This is a genomic window from Raineya sp., from assembly GCF_053497555.1.
On the sequence record NZ_JBRCWE010000062.1, the window covers coordinates 30,214 to 48,096 of the forward strand.

17 protein-coding genes are annotated in these 17,883 nt (G+C 39.5%); 8 read left to right on the top strand and 9 right to left on the bottom strand.

Annotated features, from left to right (window positions below):
• The 5 genes from purH (at position 1) to dnaN (ending at position 5,143) form a co-directional block, all read left to right on the top strand.
• On the top strand, positions 1-1,524 hold the full coding sequence (purH, locus tag ACWITO_RS08010) for a bifunctional phosphoribosylaminoimidazolecarboxamide formyltransferase/IMP cyclohydrolase (RefSeq protein WP_448529474.1): 1,524 nt from the start codon (positions 1-3) through the stop codon (positions 1,522-1,524).
• Positions 1,525-1,536: 12 nt separating this feature from the next.
• Positions 1,537-2,031, top strand: a complete 495-nt coding sequence (locus ACWITO_RS08015; protein WP_448529475.1) for a DUF6702 family protein — start codon at positions 1,537-1,539, stop codon at positions 2,029-2,031.
• An 83-nt stretch (positions 2,032-2,114) separates the two neighbouring features.
• Entirely contained in the window at positions 2,115-3,143 is a 1,029-nt protein-coding gene (gene pdhA / locus ACWITO_RS08020) for a pyruvate dehydrogenase (acetyl-transferring) E1 component subunit alpha (RefSeq protein WP_448529476.1), read from the top strand.
• Positions 3,144-3,208: 65 nt separating this feature from the next.
• Positions 3,209-3,937 (top strand): lysophospholipid acyltransferase family protein, encoded by a 729-nt coding sequence (locus tag ACWITO_RS08025; RefSeq protein ID WP_448529477.1) that lies wholly within the window; start codon positions 3,209-3,211, stop codon positions 3,935-3,937.
• Positions 3,938-4,018: 81 nt separating this feature from the next.
• Complete coding sequence (gene dnaN / locus ACWITO_RS08030; protein ID WP_448529478.1) at positions 4,019-5,143, top strand: DNA polymerase III subunit beta; 1,125 nt, start codon at positions 4,019-4,021, stop codon at positions 5,141-5,143.
• A gap of 48 nt (positions 5,144-5,191) precedes the next feature.
• On the opposite strand, the gene ACWITO_RS08035 is transcribed toward dnaN, so the two are convergent.
• Genes ACWITO_RS08035 through tyrS form a run of 3 tightly spaced genes read right to left on the bottom strand, consistent with a single transcriptional unit; the run spans position 5,192 to position 8,344 of the window.
• Positions 5,192-6,127, bottom strand: a complete 936-nt coding sequence (locus ACWITO_RS08035) for a DUF2027 domain-containing protein (protein WP_448529479.1) — start codon at positions 6,125-6,127, stop codon at positions 5,192-5,194.
• Positions 6,128-6,155: 28 nt separating this feature from the next.
• The gene (gene fabD / locus ACWITO_RS08040) at positions 6,156-7,040 is read right to left on the bottom strand and encodes an ACP S-malonyltransferase (protein ID WP_448529480.1); all 885 of its coding nucleotides are present in this window, start codon (positions 7,038-7,040) and stop codon (positions 6,156-6,158) included.
• Positions 7,041-7,069: 29 nt separating this feature from the next.
• Positions 7,070-8,344, bottom strand: coding sequence for a tyrosine--tRNA ligase (gene tyrS, locus ACWITO_RS08045; protein WP_448529500.1), 1,275 nt, complete (start codon positions 8,342-8,344; stop codon positions 7,070-7,072).
• 143 nt (positions 8,345-8,487) lie between these two features.
• On the opposite strand from tyrS, the gene ACWITO_RS08050 reads away from it, so the two are divergent.
• Positions 8,488-9,033 (top strand): DUF6452 family protein, encoded by a 546-nt coding sequence (locus ACWITO_RS08050; RefSeq protein ID WP_448529481.1) that lies wholly within the window; start codon positions 8,488-8,490, stop codon positions 9,031-9,033.
• Positions 9,034-9,055: 22 nt separating this feature from the next.
• Positions 9,056-9,709, top strand: coding sequence for a DUF6048 family protein (locus tag ACWITO_RS08055; protein WP_448529482.1), 654 nt, complete (start codon positions 9,056-9,058; stop codon positions 9,707-9,709).
• Here the strand turns inward: ACWITO_RS08055 and ACWITO_RS08060 are convergent, their stop codons facing one another.
• Positions 9,710-10,207: a hypothetical protein gene (locus ACWITO_RS08060; protein ID WP_448529483.1), complete on the bottom strand. Its 498-nt coding sequence runs from the start codon at positions 10,205-10,207 to the stop codon at positions 9,710-9,712. It lies immediately after the preceding gene.
• Between the two features lie 106 nt (positions 10,208-10,313).
• Between ACWITO_RS08060 and ACWITO_RS08065 the strand changes: the two genes are divergently transcribed.
• On the top strand, positions 10,314-11,459 hold the full coding sequence (locus tag ACWITO_RS08065) for an ABC transporter substrate-binding protein (RefSeq protein ID WP_448529484.1): 1,146 nt from the start codon (positions 10,314-10,316) through the stop codon (positions 11,457-11,459).
• A gap of 2 nt (positions 11,460-11,461) precedes the next feature.
• Here the strand turns inward: ACWITO_RS08065 and ACWITO_RS08070 are convergent, their stop codons facing one another.
• The 5 genes from ACWITO_RS08070 to ACWITO_RS08090 form a co-directional block, all read right to left on the bottom strand.
• A complete protein-coding gene (locus ACWITO_RS08070; protein WP_448529485.1) occupies positions 11,462-12,739 on the bottom strand; it encodes a DEAD/DEAH box helicase in 1,278 nt (425 codons plus the stop codon).
• Positions 12,740-12,975: 236 nt separating this feature from the next.
• On the bottom strand, positions 12,976-13,593 hold the full coding sequence (locus ACWITO_RS08075; RefSeq protein WP_448529486.1) for a hypothetical protein: 618 nt from the start codon (positions 13,591-13,593) through the stop codon (positions 12,976-12,978).
• Positions 13,594-13,675: 82 nt separating this feature from the next.
• Positions 13,676-15,520, bottom strand: a complete 1,845-nt coding sequence (glmS, locus tag ACWITO_RS08080; protein WP_448529487.1) for a glutamine--fructose-6-phosphate transaminase (isomerizing) — start codon at positions 15,518-15,520, stop codon at positions 13,676-13,678.
• Between the two features lie 18 nt (positions 15,521-15,538).
• Entirely contained in the window at positions 15,539-17,044 is a 1,506-nt protein-coding gene (locus ACWITO_RS08085) for a DUF4270 family protein (protein WP_448529488.1), read from the bottom strand.
• On the bottom strand, positions 16,944-17,774 hold the full coding sequence (locus tag ACWITO_RS08090; RefSeq protein ID WP_448529489.1) for a glycogen/starch synthase: 831 nt from the start codon (positions 17,772-17,774) through the stop codon (positions 16,944-16,946). Before ACWITO_RS08090 ends, ACWITO_RS08085 begins: the two co-directional genes overlap by 101 nt.
• Positions 17,775-17,883: the final 109 nt, after the last annotated feature.

Genomic DNA, 17,883 nt, shown 5'->3' on the forward strand with positions numbered 1-17,883 from the left:
ATGAAAATTCAATCGGCTTTAATTTCGGTATTTTACAAAGACGGATTAGAAGAAATTATCCGCACCCTACACGCCCAAGGCGTACAATTGTATTCCACAGGTGGTACTCAACAATTCATTGAAAGTTTGGGCATACCCGTAACGGCGGTAGAAAATCTCACTGCTTATCCTTCTATTTTAGGGGGGCGTGTAAAAACTTTACACCCCAAAGTTTTTGGAGGAATTTTGGCAAGGCGTTCCCATAGTCAAGACCAAGCCGAACTTGCTCAATACGAAATTCCTACCATAGACCTTGTGATTGTAGATTTGTATCCTTTTGAAGAAACCCTGCAAAAAGGAGCAACAGAAAGCGAAATCATTGAAAAAATTGATATTGGAGGTATTTCGCTTATTCGTGCCGCCGCCAAAAACTTTCAAGATGTGCTAATTGTTGCTTCCAAAAACCAATACTCTTATTTTTTGCAGTTGTTGCAAGAGCAAAAAGGTGAATTTACGTTAGAGCAACGCAAATATTTCGCTACACAAGCCTTTGCCATTAGTTCGCATTACGATACGGCTATTTTTAAGTATTTCAATGACCAAACCCGTGCCCAAATGGCTTTCAAAGAAAGTATTTTAGAAAGCCGCCAGTTGCGTTACGGCGAAAATCCTCATCAAAAAGGCTATTTCTTTGGTGATTTAGAAAAAATGTTTGAGCAACTCAATGGCAAAGAATTGAGCTACAACAATTTAGTAGATATTGATGCCGCCATAGGCTTGATAGATGAATTTGAGCCTCACACACCTGCCTGTGCTATTATCAAGCATACCAACGCTTGTGGTTGTGCCTTGGGCGAAAGTGTATTAGAGGCTTATCAGAAAGCCCTTGCCGCTGACCCTGTTTCGGCTTTTGGAGGAATTATTGTGTTTAACCAAAAAGTAAATACCCAAGCGGCAGAGGAGTTAGATAAGTTGTTCTTTGAGGTACTCATCGCTCCTGACTATGAAAGTGAGGCTTTGGAAAAGCTAAAAGCCAAGAAAAATCGCATTATTCTGCAAAGGAAGCATACAGATTTGCCTACTTGGCAGTTTAGGACTTTGCTCAATGGAGTAGTAATGCAAGAAAAAGACCTTAAAACCGAAACCGAAGCCGATTTGCAGGTAGTTACTGAAAAAGCACCTTCGCAGAGTGAAATTAGAGCCTTGCTTTTTGCTTCCAAAGTTGCCAAACACACCAAATCAAATACAATTGTACTCGCCAGTGAAACGCAACTATTAGCAAGTGGTACAGGGCAAACCTCACGAGTTGATGCTCTGCGGCAGGCAATAGCAAAAGCCGAAAGTTTTGGTTTTTCGCTCCAAGGGGCAGTTATGGCTTCTGACGCATTTTTCCCTTTTGCCGATAGCGTTGAGATTGCTCATAAAGCAGGAATTACAGCTGTCATTCAGCCCGGAGGTTCTATTCGCGACCAAGAAAGTATTGATTACTGCAACCAAAATGGCTTAGCAATGGTTTTTACAGGTATCAGGCATTTCAGGCACTAAACGTATCTGCCAATGTTACATTACTGGTTTTTTTGGATTTGGCTAAATTGTGGTGCTTTTCACGATTTTCATAGCAGTTTCGCCGAAATGTACTACAATCCGCAAGAGAAAGCCTTTCAAGTTTCGCTAAAACTTTTTGCAGATGACCTTGAAAATGCTCTTACGAAGTTTTCTGGGAAAAAATATCTTTTGGGAGCTTTGGGCAAAGACCGCTCGCCCGATGAAGTTTTAGTTAAATATTTGGAGCAAAAATTTCGGTTGGTGCATAAAAAGAAAAACAAGCTCATTCCTATTCGCTACATAGGCAAGGAAATAGGCGTAGAAAGCGTAACCGCTTACTTTGAAATGCCCTTTGACGAAAAACTTTCGCATTACGAACTTCAAAATACCATTATGCTGGAACTTTTTGATGACCAAAGCAATATCGTTCTGCTTCAAAAAGACGGAAAACGCAAATCTTTTGAGTTGAACAAAGATAAATCTGCCGTACTTTTGAATTTTTGGTGAAAAGTTTTTTACAAAAAACTTGCTCACCCAAAACTTTTCGCTAATTTCGCAAGACACAGGAAGCAAAGAAAATCTGTATAAATATGGCTAAAACAAAAAATTCTGCAAAGCAAAAGCAAGAGAGCTACCATTTTTCCAAAGAAACCTACTTGTTTTGGTTTGAAAAAATGCTCCTCATACGCCGTTTTGAAGAAAAAGCAGGGCAACTCTACGGAAGGCAAAAAATTAAAGGCTTTTGCCATTTGTATATCGGGCAAGAGGCTTGTGCTGTGGGGGCTGTTACGGCTCTTACCAAAGACGATAAATGGATAACTGCCTACCGCGACCACGGGCATCCTTTGGCTCTGGGTACTTCTGCCAATGCCGTAATGGCTGAACTTTTTGCCAAAGCTACGGGCTGTTCCAAAGGAAAAGGAGGCTCTATGCACATTTTTGATAAATCTGTAAATTTTGCAGGAGGGCACGGTATTGTAGGGGGGCAAATTCCTTTGGGAGCAGGTATCGCTTTTGCCGAAAAATATAACAAAACCAAAAACCTTTGCATTTGCTATATGGGTGATGGGGCAACTCGGCAAGGGGCTTTGCACGAAACTTTCAATATGGCTATGCTATGGCAACTGCCTGTAATTTTTGTGATTGAAAACAATGGTTACGCTATGGGTACTTCGGTAAAACGTACTTCCAACGTAACAGAATTGTATCAGTTGGGCGAAAGCTACGATATGCCTTCGGAGCCTGTTGATGCAATGAAAGTAGAAGAAGTGCATCTGGCAGTGGCTCGTGCCGCCGAAAGAGCAAGAAGCGGAGGTGGTCCTACTTTGCTGGAATTTAGAACTTATCGCTATCGTGGGCATTCTATGTCGGACCCCGCCAAGTACCGCACCAAAGAAGAATTGGAAGCCTACAAAGCATTAGACCCCATTGAGCAAGTTCGTAAAACTATTTTAGAAAACAAGTTTGCTACCGAAGCCGATTTGGAAGCTATAGAGGCAAGAATTATTGCTGAAGTAGAAGCCTCTGTGGAATTTGCAGAAAATTCGCCTTATCCCGACCCCAGCGAGGCTTTCAAAGATGTGTATGTTCAGACAGATTATCCTTTCGTAATGGATTAGCAAATAAAGCCCTGCAATTTGATTTTGCAGGGCTTTGAAAAATGAAATCAACCTTGAAAAACCGCTTGAAATTTTTTTTGGGTAGAGTATATTGGTTCTACCTTGCTACCAATTTTACAATAGGTTTTTTGTTGGTTTTCCCTTGGCTAATGCTTTCGCATTATGCAAAAGTGCCTTTGCTCAACACCTGGATTTGCAAAATATGGCATTGGTGTTTTTACATTACTTTGGGAGTTTGGGTAAAAAACAAGTACAAGGCTCATTTTTCGGCTCGTAAAACTTATATTTTTTGTGCCAATCATACTTCTTTTTTGGATATAGCCACTATGGCAGGGCTGATGAAAGGCAATTATGCTTTTGTAGGAAAAAGTGATATTATTCACGTGCCACTTTTTGGCTTGATGTTCCGAAAAATGCACATTCCCGTAGATAGAGAAAGCAAAGTCGCTTCGGCAAAGGCTTTCTTGCAAATGAAAAAGGCTTTGCAAAATGGTAAAAGTTTAATCATTTTCCCCGAAGGAGGTATTCTTACACAAAATCCGCCTGAAATGGTTGAATTCAAAGACGGGGCATTTCGCTTGGCAATAGAAACGCAAACACCTATTGTACCAATTACGCTCAAATGGGCTTGGAAAGTGCTTCCTGATGATAATAGCCGAAGGGCTTATCCTCATTTCTTGGAAAATATCATTCACCCTGCCATAGAAACGCACACTTTAAGTCTGCAAAATCTTGATGAACTAAAAAGAGCCGTATTTGAGGTTATTCAGTCGGGTTTGGAAAAAAATCTGTGAAGAAACTTACATTTTTGCAGAAATTTCGTAGATTTGCAAACTTAAAACGTGTAGTGTATGATTGCCAAACAAGAAACGAATATGAAATTCACCATTTCTGTCTCTGCTTTACAAAAACAACTTGCTATCATCAATGGTGTTATTAGCAATAATCCCATTGTGCCGATTTTGGAAAATTTTTTGTTTGAGCTCAAAGAGGGGACACTTACCATTACCGCTTCCGATTTGCAAACAACAATGATTACTCGCTTGCCCGTAGCGGCAGGGGCAGATATCAATGTGGCAATCCCTGCAAAAATTCTTACCGATACGCTCAAAAGCCTTCCCGACCAGCCTGTAACTTTTGAAATAGATAACGAAACTTTCGTTGTGGAAATTCATTCCGAAAATGGTAGATACAAACTTGCAGGCGAAAATGCTGATGATTTCCCACGCGTACCCAATGCGGAAACCAATTTCAAAATGCAAATGCCTGCCAAAATATTGGCTTCGGCTATTACAGGAACGCTGTTTGCTACCAGCACCGACGAGTTGCGTCCTGCTATGAATGGCGTTTTCTTTGATTTAAGAGAAGATGCAAGCAATTTTGTAGCAACTGATGGCAATAGGCTTATCCGTTATCGCCGCACCGACCTCAAAAATTCTCAAAAATTGGGAGCGATTGTTCCTAAAAAAGCTCTCAATCTGATGAAATCGGCTTTGCCTAACGATGAAACCCCTGTTAGTATAGCCTTTAATAAATCCAATGCCTTTTTCCAATTTGCAGATACACAAGTAATTTGCCGCTTGATAGATGAGCGTTTCCCCGATTACGAAAATGCTATTCCTGCGAGCAATCCTAACCACCTGACCGTTTCTCGTACCGAATTACTTGCTTCGCTCAAAAGAATTGTTATTTACGCCAACAGAAATACACATCTTGTTCGCTTCAAAATTAGCAGTGATAATCTTTTCATTTCTGCCGAAGATTTAGATTTTTCTAACGAAGCCAACGAAAATCTAACTTGCAACTACGAAGGCGAAGAAATGGAAATCGGTTTCAATGCTAAATTTTTGATTGAAATGCTTTCCAGTTTAGAAAGTAAAGAAGTGGTTTTTGAGCTTTCTTCGCCTAACCGAGCAGGTATCATACTTCCTACCGAAAAGCAAGACGGCGAAGATATTTTGATGCTCCTAATGCCACTGATGTTGAATAGTTATGTGTAAAGGATTTGATAACAGAAAAGGCAGACTTCAAGGTCTGCCTTTCTTGTTTTATTTGAGTTTGATAAAAGTTGCTCCGTAGCCAAACTTTTCTTTTTGAGCATCTTTGTAAAAAGCCACTTGTGGGTGTTTGCTGATTTTTTTGTGAATTTCTTGTCGTAAAGTGCCATTTCCTACGCCGTGAATAAATGTAATTTCAGAAAGTCCGTTGGCAATGGCTCTGTCCAAGCACTTTTCAAAAATTTCCAGTTGGTAGGCGAGTATTTCATTTGCCGAAAGCGATTGATGCTCTTTCAGGAGTGTTTCAATGTGTAAATCAACCACTGAATCCGTAGGAGAAATTTTTTCGTGGCAAGCGTAAATGCTTTGTGCCTGCAAGTTTTCTGCTAATTTTTGCGTAGTTTCTGGACTGATACTCTCCTTATCCAACTGAAAAAGATAGCCCTTTTTGCCTAAAACAGGTACTTCTTGCAGGTTTTTGAACTGATTGGCTCTAAACTTCTGCTTTTTCTGCAAGATTAGAGGCTCTGCAAAGGGCTTGGCGGAAGCATAAATCATTTGTACGTGGTAGATACCCCAATTTTCTAAATGCGAAATGCTTACCTCTTCAATTTTTTGTGAACTTTGAGGCTCTAAAACTCCCTTGCTGATTGTAAAAACTTTTTCATTTTGCTCTTTGTGAATAGCAAAAGGTAAAGCCCAATCGCTGTTATTGAGGCAATATAAGGCAAATTTCTGGTCGTTGAGAGGCAAAAAAGCCAAGTAAATACCAATGGCAGATTGCACTTCACGAACAAGGATTTTGCTATCTTTTTCTTGTGAAGAAAAACGCTTGCTCTCTTCGCTGGAAATAAGCACTACTTCACGTTTCTGAACAGGAATGGTGAAGCCATCTTCAATTTCAACCTCTACTATATCGCCTTTGATAGCCACAATCACTCCCGACTCTTTGCCGTGCAGCAGCCGAACTTTATCGCCTATGTTCATAGTTTTGGGTAGCTTAAAACTTTAATTTTTACAAAGACATTGCACCTGCTTGTGGGGCAATTTTTTTCACCAAACCTTGCAAAACTTTGCCTGGTCCGCACTCAATAAATTCGGTAGCTCCGTCTTGGCTCATAGCCAGCACCGATTGTGTCCATTTGACAGGGGCAGTGAGTTGAGCTATTAGGTTTTTCTTAATTTCATCAGGGTCGCTTACTGCTTTTGCCACAGCATTCTGATACACAGGGCAAATAGGTTTGGCAAAAGGGGTATTTTCTATGGCTTTCTGCAACTCTTCTTGGGCAGGAAGCATTAGCGGTGAATGAAATGCACCACCTACCTGTAAAATTAAGGCTCTTTTAGCACCTGCTTGTTTCAGTCGTTCACAAGCAATTTCTACGGCTTGCACCGAACCCGAAATAACAAGCTGACCAGGGCAATTGTAATTGGCAGGTACAACGATATGATTAGGGTTTTCATTTCGGATTTCCTCGCAAATCTTTTCAACTTTTTCATCTTCCAAGCCCAAAACTGCCGCCATAGTAGAAGGCGTAATTTCACAGGCTTTTTGCATAGCTTCGGCACGCTTGGCAACGAGTTGTAAGCCGTTTTCAAAAGAAAGGGTTTTGTTGGCAACCAGTGCCGAAAATTCGCCGAGCGAATGTCCTGCCACCATATCGGGCTGAATGTTGTGAGCTATGGCAAGAGCTACTGAATGTATGAAAATAGCAGGTTGGGTAACTTTGGTTTGTTTGAGTTCCTCTTCCGTGCCAGCAAACATAATGTCCGTAATGCTGAAACCTAAAATCTCATTGGCTTGCCTGAAAATTTGTTGGGCAGTAGCGTTGTTTTCGTATAAATCTTTGCCCATTCCGCTGAATTGCGAGCCTTGTCCGGGAAAAACGTATGCTTTCATTGCTTAAAGGTTTGATAGTGAAAAAATGCTTAAATAACCTGAATAAGCACGTAATTGGTTTTACCTTTTTGTGCTAAAATATATTTTCCTTGTAATAGTTCAAAATCTGTGGGGATAGCTTCGGGGGAGGTAATTTTGATTTTATTGATACCCACGGCATTGTTTTGTATCGCCTTGCGAGTTTCTCCTTTTGAGCTGAATACGCCTGCTTCCGCAAGAAAATCAACCACATTCTTACACTCAGAAAGTTTATCTTTACTGATTTGCACCTGCGGAACACCCTCAAATACTTCCAAAAGCGTTTTTTCGTCAAGTTTTTTCAAGTCTTCTACTACATCTTTGCCGAAAAGTATATTGGAGGCTCTCATTGCATTTTGCAAATCTTGTGTGCTATGGATACGTTCTGTGAGTTCTTGGGCAAGAGCCTTTTGCAAGATACGCTTTTCAGGGCTTTGAGAATGTTCATTTTCTAAAATCTCTATTTCGTTTTGAGTTTTGAGCGAGAAAACCCTCATCAGGCGAGGCATATCGGCATCGGCTTGATTGATAAAAAACTGATAAAACTTGTAGGGGCTGGTCATTGAGGCATCAAGCCAAACGTTTCCGCTTTCCGATTTGCCAAATTTAGAGCCATCGGCTTTGGTGAGCAAGGGAGTGGTAAGGGCAAAAGCCTCGCCACCCTCTATTCGGCGGATAAGTTCGGTGCCTGTGGTAATATTGCCCCATTGGTCGGAGCCGCCCATTTGAAGTTTGACATTTTTGTTTTTGTAAAGCCAATAAAAATCGTAGCCTTGCAGAAGTTGGTAGCTAAATTCGGTAAAAGAAATGCCACCACCTTCGCCCAAACGATTTTTTACGGAGTCTTTTGCCATCATATAATTCACGGTGATGTGCTTGCCTACTTTTCTCAAAAATTCCAAGAAGCCCATTTCTTTGAACCAATCATAATTATTGACCATTTCAGCGGCATTAGAGCCTTGAAAATCCAAAAACTTTTGCAATTGCTTTTTGATGCCATCTTGGTTTTTTTGTAGCGTTTCTTCATCTAAAAACTTTCTTTCCTCGCTTTTGCCCGAAGGGTCGCCAATCATACCTGTTGCACCGCCTACCAAAGCAAAAGGCTTGTGCCCTGCCCGCTGAAAATGTACGAGAAGCATAATGGTTGCCAAATTGCCAATATGCAGAGAGCTGGCTGTGGGGTCAAAACCGATATAGCCCGAAGTAGGATTTTCTAAAAGTTTTTCGGTGCCTGGCATAAAGTCGTGCAACATTCCTCGCCAACGCAGTTCTTCAATGAAATTTATACGCATAAACTTGTAGGTTTGAAGTTCATTTTTCTAATGCAAAATGCTTTGAAATATCTAAAAAGTTATGAACTTTTCGGTCTTGGTATAATTTTAGCGTGGCAATTTAGTCAAAAATCTTTTATGCTAAACAAAAGCGTATTGTGAAAATCCTTGTAAATTTGCAGAAAAGCGATAAAACTATGAAAATACTCCGTCTGATGTTTGGGATAGGGCTTTTCGGGCTTGCTATGTGTGCTTGTGTGCGATTGGAAACCATTTGTGCCGATGCCATAGAAGTTCCTGCTGTTGTAAATTTTAAGCAAAAAATAAAATTCAAAGATAGGTTCAATCGGGATTCGGTTGTGCTGAGAGATACGTTTATATTTCTGAAATTTATCAAACCGCAAGGCTTTGATACTGCTTTATTTGTACCTCAAAGAGCAGGCGATTCTTTACGGGCTGTTCGTCTGCCTTACAACCCCTTACAAGATACCATAAGTTATATTTTTCATTATCGTAGGGGCGATACTTTACGAAAAGATACTTTACTTTTAGGCTACTTACGCCGAATTTTGCTGACTTCGCCACAATGCGGTGTCCGTACCGAATATCAGAATACCCGTGTTTTATACCACACCTTTGATTCGCTCACGCTCAAAAACGAACAGAACAATGTTTCTTTGGAAATTTTTTATTTTTTCAATTAGCTTGCTTCTCTCCTTGCAAACTTTGGCACAAAAAGATACACTTTTGCAGAGCGATAGCTCCAAAAAAGTGCTTTTTAATGAAAAAAAATTTTCTGTAAAGAAAAAAAATGCAAAAATTCTTGATACACTCTCGTTGAGAGCGGGGCTGGATTTGATAGGAGTAGGACAAAGACTTGCTACGAGTAAGTTTGCCTTGCACTTCAATACTGATTTTGCCTTTCGGAACAAAAACCTTCTCGTTGCCGAATTTACTTGGGCAAGTCGGAAAGAGGCTCAAAAAGCTACATATCTCACAGAAGCAAGTATTTTACGTTTGGGCTGGATGCACAATTTTTTGCATAAGCAAAGCAAAGTAGATGTTTTTGCGGTAGGCTTGCGGTTTGGAAATGCTTGGTACAAAGAAGAAATGCAAACAACTTTGCAAAGTTCTATTTTTGGCAACGAGCCGATTGCCTTTCGGCAAAATTTGCAAGCTACTTGGATAGAGCTGAATATGGAACTCAAAGCAAGAATATGGAAAAAACTTCTGATGGGGTATTGTTTGCGTTATCAGTTCAAACCTGCTATTCGGGGCGAGCAGATATTTGCCAGTTATAGCATACCCAGCGTAGGACGTACAGGACGCAATAATTGGGGCTTTCAGTATGGTATTTGGTGGATTTTGTGGCAAAAGTAGTTATCCATACACTCCGCTACCCCCCGAAACACCATTCATAAAACTGGAAAGGTACAAAACCGCATAAAACATACAAGCCAGCCATTCCGCATCTGCTTGCATTGTTTTATCCAAAATCTCAAAATCGTATTCATAAGAAAGTTTGCCCCATTTGAAGCGAGGCGAAACTTCTAATAAAGTTTTTTTCTGCTCGTTTTGCACCTGAATTTTAGGCTTCCAAAAACCCTTGTAGCGAACTGAAAAGTTTTTGCCCTGATAGTCAAGACTGATATTGCCAAGCCAATTGAGTTTGTAAGAGGCAATTTGTTCGTTGTTTTTCAGCATCAGCACCTCGTGTCCCCAGAAACCTTGTGGCTCAAAATCTATCTGCTTTTCTTGCTCCAAGTAGGCGTGAGCTTTGAACGAAAGCAAACCTTCGTATTCCAAAGTAAATAACTTTTCGCCTGTTTCATCAAGCAAAGCATATTTGCGAATACCAATAGATTCTCCTTTGAGCATAACAAAAGGGCTTTATGTACAAACATACAAGAATTTTGAGAAAATGCAAAAAAAATTATCCGAAATGCTATTTTTGCGGAAATCTTTTACTTCAAACCGCTTTGTTATGATTTTTCGGCAATTTTGGATAATTGTGTTTGTTTTTTACTTGCTTACTTCTTGCAAAATACAAGAAGGCGAAACGCAAAGCAAGAAAAAACTTGGAAAGATTGTTCCTCAATACGCCAAAGGCTTTTTTTGGGAGAAAGGCGAAAAATATGTGATTTTGTACGTTACGCGTCCTTTCAACGATAAAACAGATACTTTAAGATATGTTTTGGCAAAAAGCAAGCAAGATATTCCCCAAGATTTACAGCGTTTGAGTTTTGTTCAAATACCGCTTAAACGCCTTGTAAGCACTTCTACTACGCATATTCCTGCTTTGGAGGCTTTGGGTAGTTTGGATTGTTTGGTGGCAAGCAATAGTTTGCAATATGTATATTCAGAAGCGGTACAAAAATTGGTTGAGCAAGGCAAAATAACTGCCCTGAACGAGGAAAGTTTGGAGTTTGAAAAAATCATAGCCTTACAACCCAATCTGCTAATGGTTTCGGCTATGCCTGCAACCAAAATGGGGGTATATCAAAAAATTCAGGAGGCGGGTGTTGCCATTTTGCCCAATGCCGAGTGGCTAGAAGAACACCCTCTGGGCAAAGCCGAATGGATAAAAATGTTTGGATTGCTTTTGGAAAAAGAAACGGAAGCGAATAGTTTTTTTGAAAACATTGAAAAAGAGTATAACAAACTGAAAAACTTGGCTCAAAAGGTAGAAAAGCCTCGTAAAGTAGCTTTGGGCGTACCTCAAAAAGAAACTTGGTATGTACCTGCGGGCAAGAGTTTTGGAGCAGTTTTTCTCAAAGATGCAAATTTAGACTATGCTTTTGCTTCTGATACGGGCAAAGGCAGTTTGCAACTTAGCAGGGAATTGGTTTTTAGTAAATTTACCGATGCTTCGCTTTGGCTCAATGCAGAAATTCCTGCCCAGCTCAATGCCCAAACCTTTTGTGAATACAAACAGATAGAAGCAGTACGTAAAGGCGAAATTTACGATAGACAAAAAAGACTTTCTGCACAAGGAGGCAATGATTATTGGGAGCGAGCTGTTATTCACCCCGAAGAGGTACTCGGAGACCTTATCCAAATCGCCTATCCTGAACTTTTGCCACAAAGAGAACTCGTGTATTATCGCAAAATAGGGGCTGCTTGCCCTTGAAATCACTTTGTTCGTTTTTTATTTTTAGGCTTTTTCCTGCGTTTTTTTTCGTGAAAAGCCCCCTGAAAATCAGGATTTTCTTTGCGTTTTTGGGCATCAATTTGTCGGGCTATGGCTTGCTTTTCTTCAAAAGGAGTTTCGTAGATAGTTACTTCCGCAGGAATTTTAGCTCTCGGAATGCTCATTTTGATAATTTGCTCAATTTTGCCGATATGATACATTTCAGCTTCGTTGGCAAATGTAATGGCTACGCCTGTATGTTTGGCTCTGCCTGTGCGTCCTATTCTATGTACGTATTCCTCGTACAAAATAGGCACATCAAAATTGATAACGTGGCTCACGTGGCTTACATCTATGCCACGGGCGGCGACATCAGTAGCTACTAAAATCCGAATATTATCATTTTTGAAAGATTCAATAGCATTGAGGCGGGCATTTTGGTCTTTATTGGCGTGGATAACTTTTACATTTTCCTCGCCCAGTTTGCGGGCTACAAATTTGTAAATATTATTGGCATTTTCTTTGGTTTTGGTGAAAACGATTACTTTCTGACAATTTTCTTGCATAAGAAAATACTGCAAAAGTTCAATTTTGGTTCGGAAATTAGGGATTTCGTACAAAAATTGTTCTACGGTTTCGGCAGGAGTGGCTTGTGGAGTAATTTCTACTCGCATCGGAAACTCTAAAAACTCCTCTGAAAGTTTAATAACTTTTTCGGGCATTGTAGCCGAAAAAAGTAGGTTTTGACGTTTTTTGGCAGGAATAATTTCTAAAATTTTACGAATTTGTGGCATAAAGCCCATATCCATCATTCTATCGGCTTCATCAAGCACAAGTGTTCGGATTTCTTTGGTAGCAAGCTCGTTGGTGAAGTAAATATCCATAAATCTGCCCGGCGTTGCGATGAGAATATCTACGCCTTGTTTTACTTCCTCTAATTGAGGTTTTATACCCTTGCCTCCAAATATAGCTACCACACGCAAATCTGTGTATTTGGCAAGCGTTTGCACATTTTCCTTAATTTGCAAGCAAAGCTCACGAGTAGGGGCAAGTATCAAGGCTCGGGGAGCGAAACCTTGGGCATATTTGAGTTTCATCAGCAGAGGCAAAGTATAAGCGGCAGTTTTACCTGTACCTGTTTGGGCTATACCCAAAATGTCGTGTCCTGCAAGTATCAGAGGAATAGCCTTTTCCTGAATTTCGGTAGGTTCTTGGTAGCCTGCCTCTGCAATGGCATTGAGCAGTTGGCGATTGAGTTTTAGGTCTTCAAAAGTGGGCATAAGTTTAAGAATATTTTGGATAAAAAGATAACCACATCAAGCAAGTAGATGTGGTTGTTTGTTTATGATTGTTGTGACTCAAATATAGATTTTACTTTTGAGTATAAGTGAATATTGAATTTTGACACTTTAAGTTGAAAGAGAAAAATCTAAATGTTTAATAAGTCTTTTATTTTATTCAAAAACGTATTTCAAGAAATTCAGTGGTATAAGCTAAATCACTATATTCTTTGCTACTATACATTATTACCAGATTCACCATCCTTGAGATGTTCTTTTAGAAGTTTATATGTTATCGCTTCTTTGCGTATAAAATATTTTTCTAGTCTATTTATGTCTATATGGATGTATTTTTCATTTGTTACACGAAAAAAATACAGTTTGTCAGGGTTATCAGATGTACCGCCAAATCCAATTATGATAAATACAGGGTATGATTTATCAAACATTTTGTAAGTGTTTAATTGTTCTATGTTTTTTGCCCACTCCAATCTCCCTTTATTATTAAGTTTACTTCTATACTTGCACTCCACACCAAATACTAATGGTTTATTGTTTATGGTTAATTGGTCATCTAATTTGTCATCTATTTTAGTTTCAAAAATTCTATCAGGTTCAAGAGTGCTTTTGGCAAAGCGTTTTTTATTTCTTTCATATGTATCAGTTCTTCTAATTAGGTCATACATTTCAGCGGGGAATAATTTTTCTTCAACATAATTTTCAAAAAGTTCTCCCTTATAATAACTCATTGGTTTAATAATTTCATTCCCCAAATTTGCCGCTTTTGATTTGAGTATCTTGATTTTTTCAGATAACTCCTGAGATAAATTCAAAAGTTCGTTAAAAAGTGACATTTTTTATTATATTTTTGGCTTACAATTAAAAGGTGATAGTGAATATGCTTTTATGCTAAAAACGATTACTATATTATTGTCATTACTCTACCGTTACCGATTTGGCAAGATTGCGGGGTTTATCTACATCTTCAACCAAATGCGTGGCAATATAATACGAAAGCAACTGCAAAGGTATCACGGTAAGAATAGGCGAGAATGCCTCGTGGGTTTGCGGAATTTCAATGGTAAATTCGGCTAAATCTTTGATTTCCTCATCACCTTCATTGACAACAGCAATAATTCTACCCTTGCGGGCTTTAATTTCTTGCACATTGCTTACAATTTTTTCGTAGGTGCTATCCTTGGGAGCAATGAAAACAACAGGCATATTTTCATCTATCAGGGCTATGGGTCCGTGCTTCATTTCGGCGGCGGGGTAGCCTTCGGCGTGAATGTAAGAGATTTCTTTTAGTTTCAAAGCTCCTTCCAAAGCCACAGGGAAATTGAAGCCTCTGCCCAAATACAAGAAATTTCTTGCCCCTTTGAACTCTTCGGCGATATATTTGATTTGGCTATCTACTTTGTGCAGTATGTATTCAACTTTATCAGGGATAGTTGTAAGTTCGGCGATAAGTTCCTGAAATTTTGACTCTGTGATAGTACCTTTGGCTCTGCCTATGATAAGAGCCATCATTGTAAGCACTGTAATTTGCCCTGTAAAGGCTTTGGTACTGGCTACACCTATCTCGGGACCTGCGTGTATGTATGCTCCTGCGTGGGTAGCTCTCGGAATAGAAGAACCTACTACATTACAAACACCGAAAATAATAGCTCCTTTACTTTTGGCAAGTTCCACTGCCGCAAGGGTGTCGGCAGTTTCGCCTGATTGGGAAATAGCAATTACCACATCACCTTCGCGAATAATTGGGTTGCGATAGCGAAACTCTGAAGCATACTCTACTTCCACAGGAATACGTGCAAACTCTTCAAAAAGATATTCGCCTACCAGCCCTGCGTGCCAAGAAGTTCCACAACCCAAGATAATAATTCTATCGGCATTGATAAGTTTTTGCTGATATTCTATCAAGCCCCCCAAAACCAAATGATTTTTTTCGGCATTGATACGCCCACGCATAGCATCGCGTAGCGATTTGGGTTGCTCAAAAATTTCTTTGAGTGTAAAATGCGGAAAGCCACCTTTTTCAATTTGTGAAAGCTCCAAATCCAGCGTTTGAATGTAGGGAGTAATGGGTAAATCCTCAATAGTACGGATTTGCAATTTGCCATTGCGAATTACCACAATTTCTTGGTCGTTGAGATAGATTACTTTTTTGGTATGCTCTACAATAGGAGTAGCATCAGAAGCCAAAAAGTATTCACCTTCGCCCACACCCACCACCAAAGGGCTACCTTTGCGTGCCGCAACAAGTTGTGTACTATCTTCTTTGGAAATGATAACAATGGCATAAGCTCCTACCACTTGTGTCATAGCGAGTCTTACGGCTTCGTCCAAAGAGCATTGTTCGTGGTTTTTGATATGCTCTATAAGGTTGATAAAAACCTCTGAATCAGTATCGCTACGAAACTCATAGCCTTTGCTCATCAAATCTTGTTTGAGAGCCGCATAGTTTTCAATGATACCATTATGTATCATTGCCATATTTTTATTGGCAGAATAATGCGGGTGAGCATTGGTATCATTGGGTTCGCCGTGAGTAGCCCAGCGAGTGTGTCCTATACCTATATTGCTGTGCAAATGTTCTTTTTCTTTTTCAAGCAGTTCGGCAAGTTCTTTTACTTTACCTTTTTTCTTGTAAATATTCAATCCGCCATTAAGCAGAGCTATTCCAGCACTATCGTAACCACGATATTCCAGTTTTTGCAATCCGCTAATAATAATCGGATATGCCTCTCTTTCGCCTACATACGCAACAATGCCACACATACACTAAAAATTTTGGTTTTATTTGACAATGGTATAAAATATTCTTAACTGCATTTTTCGGTTTGCTCGTTTCGGACTGCTCACAATCATTCGGTAAACGGCTGTATTGCTCAAATCAGAAGAAAGAATAAAACCTGAATTAGCAAATTTATTCACTCCTTTGTAACGAGGGTTTAAGCCATTGAGTACATATTGCAGGTATGTGGTAATTTCCATATTATAGCTATTGCTGATGCTATTGAAGGTGGCGGCAAAAGGCTTATCAAACCCAAAAGGGTTATTCCCTTCTGCTTGAATCCGTGCATCTAAGGTATCCTGAATGATAACGCCTTGCCCCAAACGAGTTTCAGCAAAACGCAAGAAATATTTGATAAGTTTGCCATTTTCATCAAGACGAAGCATATCCAAACGGCGGGGTAGCTTGTAAAGCTGATTATGTGAATTTTCTACGGGATATACCACTAAATCTGCCTTATTGATTGCGATGGTTCTATCTTTTACAAGTTCTTTGAGGTAGGGAAAAGTAACTTTTGTACGAATACCCAAAGATTCTTGGATAAAAGTTTGTTCGTTGGTTGCAGATGAAGGTAATGTTTGGTAAGCAGTTGTGAGTGTTTGCAGTGGCGTGCTGGTGCGGTTGGCAGAAACGTGGTTGAAACGCTGTGAATTATAGCGTTCATTACTCACATCTTCCGCTGAAACTGCATTACGAATTACTATTCGGTAAATTTGTTCGCTACCGCTATCGCCGATAAACTTGATTTCAATGGCGGCAGGAATTTCGTCTGTTACACGAAAACCCCAAATGGCATTTCCGCCTTGCGACACCAAAGCAAAACCTTTGACAAAAGCATCAAGCTCGGCTTGGGTAAGTTCGTCGTTGGCGTTCAGATTTACTAAATTTACAATTTCATCACGAAAAGTATCGGAAAGAGGTATTTCAATTTTTCCGAAAACCGAAGCCTGTGTTCCTGAAAAAGTATATGAACCCACAGGAGTAGCTTCGTAGTTGAGCATATCATAATTGTAATAGACGCGGCCTGGGTTAATTCTTTCTGTAAGACGATGCACCGAAAGAGTTTGCACTTGTGAGCTATCGCCATAAACAAAATTGATAGGAAGCGAAAAAACTGCTGAAACAAATTGTGGATTTGCTCCGAAGGTAAAAGTTTTATTAAAAGGCTGAACATTAAAAAAACTTGCCGCCTTGATGTGCCCCAGTACAGGGTCGGTGTATTCGCCTGCCAAAATAATTTCTCTATTGGTAGTGGCGATGCTGTCTAAAAATATGGTAGAAGTTTCAATGCTTACGGTATCCGTAAAAATAACCCCAAGATTTTGGGGTTGTAATTCACTTCCGATAGTGGTGGATTTGTTGCAGGCACTCCATAGTAGAGCAAAGCAACACAAAAATAATAATTTTCTAACGGCTACTAAGTTCATTGTAAAGGTTGAAGTATGAGTCTGATAGTGCTTGGCTTTGTTCTGAGCTTCCAAAAGGCAAGTGGTTGATGATACACTCATTTTTAATTTCATTGAGTAAGTTTTGTAGTTTTTCGCTGTATTCTTCTTCGGCACTTATCACCATATCAGCATATTTTATGCCAGTTTTGATGATGCTTTCAAAAGTAGCTTGAGAAAGATGCTCTACGGCGGCATCATCAATATCCAACATTTTTACTTTTTCTGCCAAATCTTTACCAAACTGGTGGTTGAAATGGTTATCAAAAATGCTGAAAATAGATTTGGTATTTTGGAAAATGGGGTCTTTGCGATAGGTAGTTTTCAGATACATTGGGATAAAGCTAGTCATCCAGTCGTTGCAGTGGATAATATCGGGAGCCCAGCCTAATTTTTTGATAGTTTCTAAAACACCTTTGCAGAAAAATATTGCTCTTTCGTCATTATCTTCAAAAAAGCGATTGTCTTTATCAACAAAAACAGATTTTCGGTGGAAATAGTCTTCGTTATCAATAAAATAGACTTGCATTTTAGCATTGGGTACAGAGGCAACCTTGATAGTGAGCGGTTTTTCTTCATCACCTACCGAGATATTGATACCCGATAGTCTGACAACTTCGTGGAGGCGATTTTTACGTTCATTGATTGTACCAAAGCGAGGCACCAAAATTCTGATTTCCATTCCCCTTTCTTGCATAGCTTGTGGAATGTGTCTGACGAAATCGGCTACTTTGCTGGTTTGGAGAAAAGGGGCTATTTCACTGGCAACGTACAAAATACGAAGTTTTGACATAGACGAAAAGATTAGAATAGATACGAAGCACAAATTCGGGTGCAAGTTACGAAAATTTTTTCAAAAATTATTCTTTTTTCAAAAAAATCTTTTCATACTTGCAGATTTT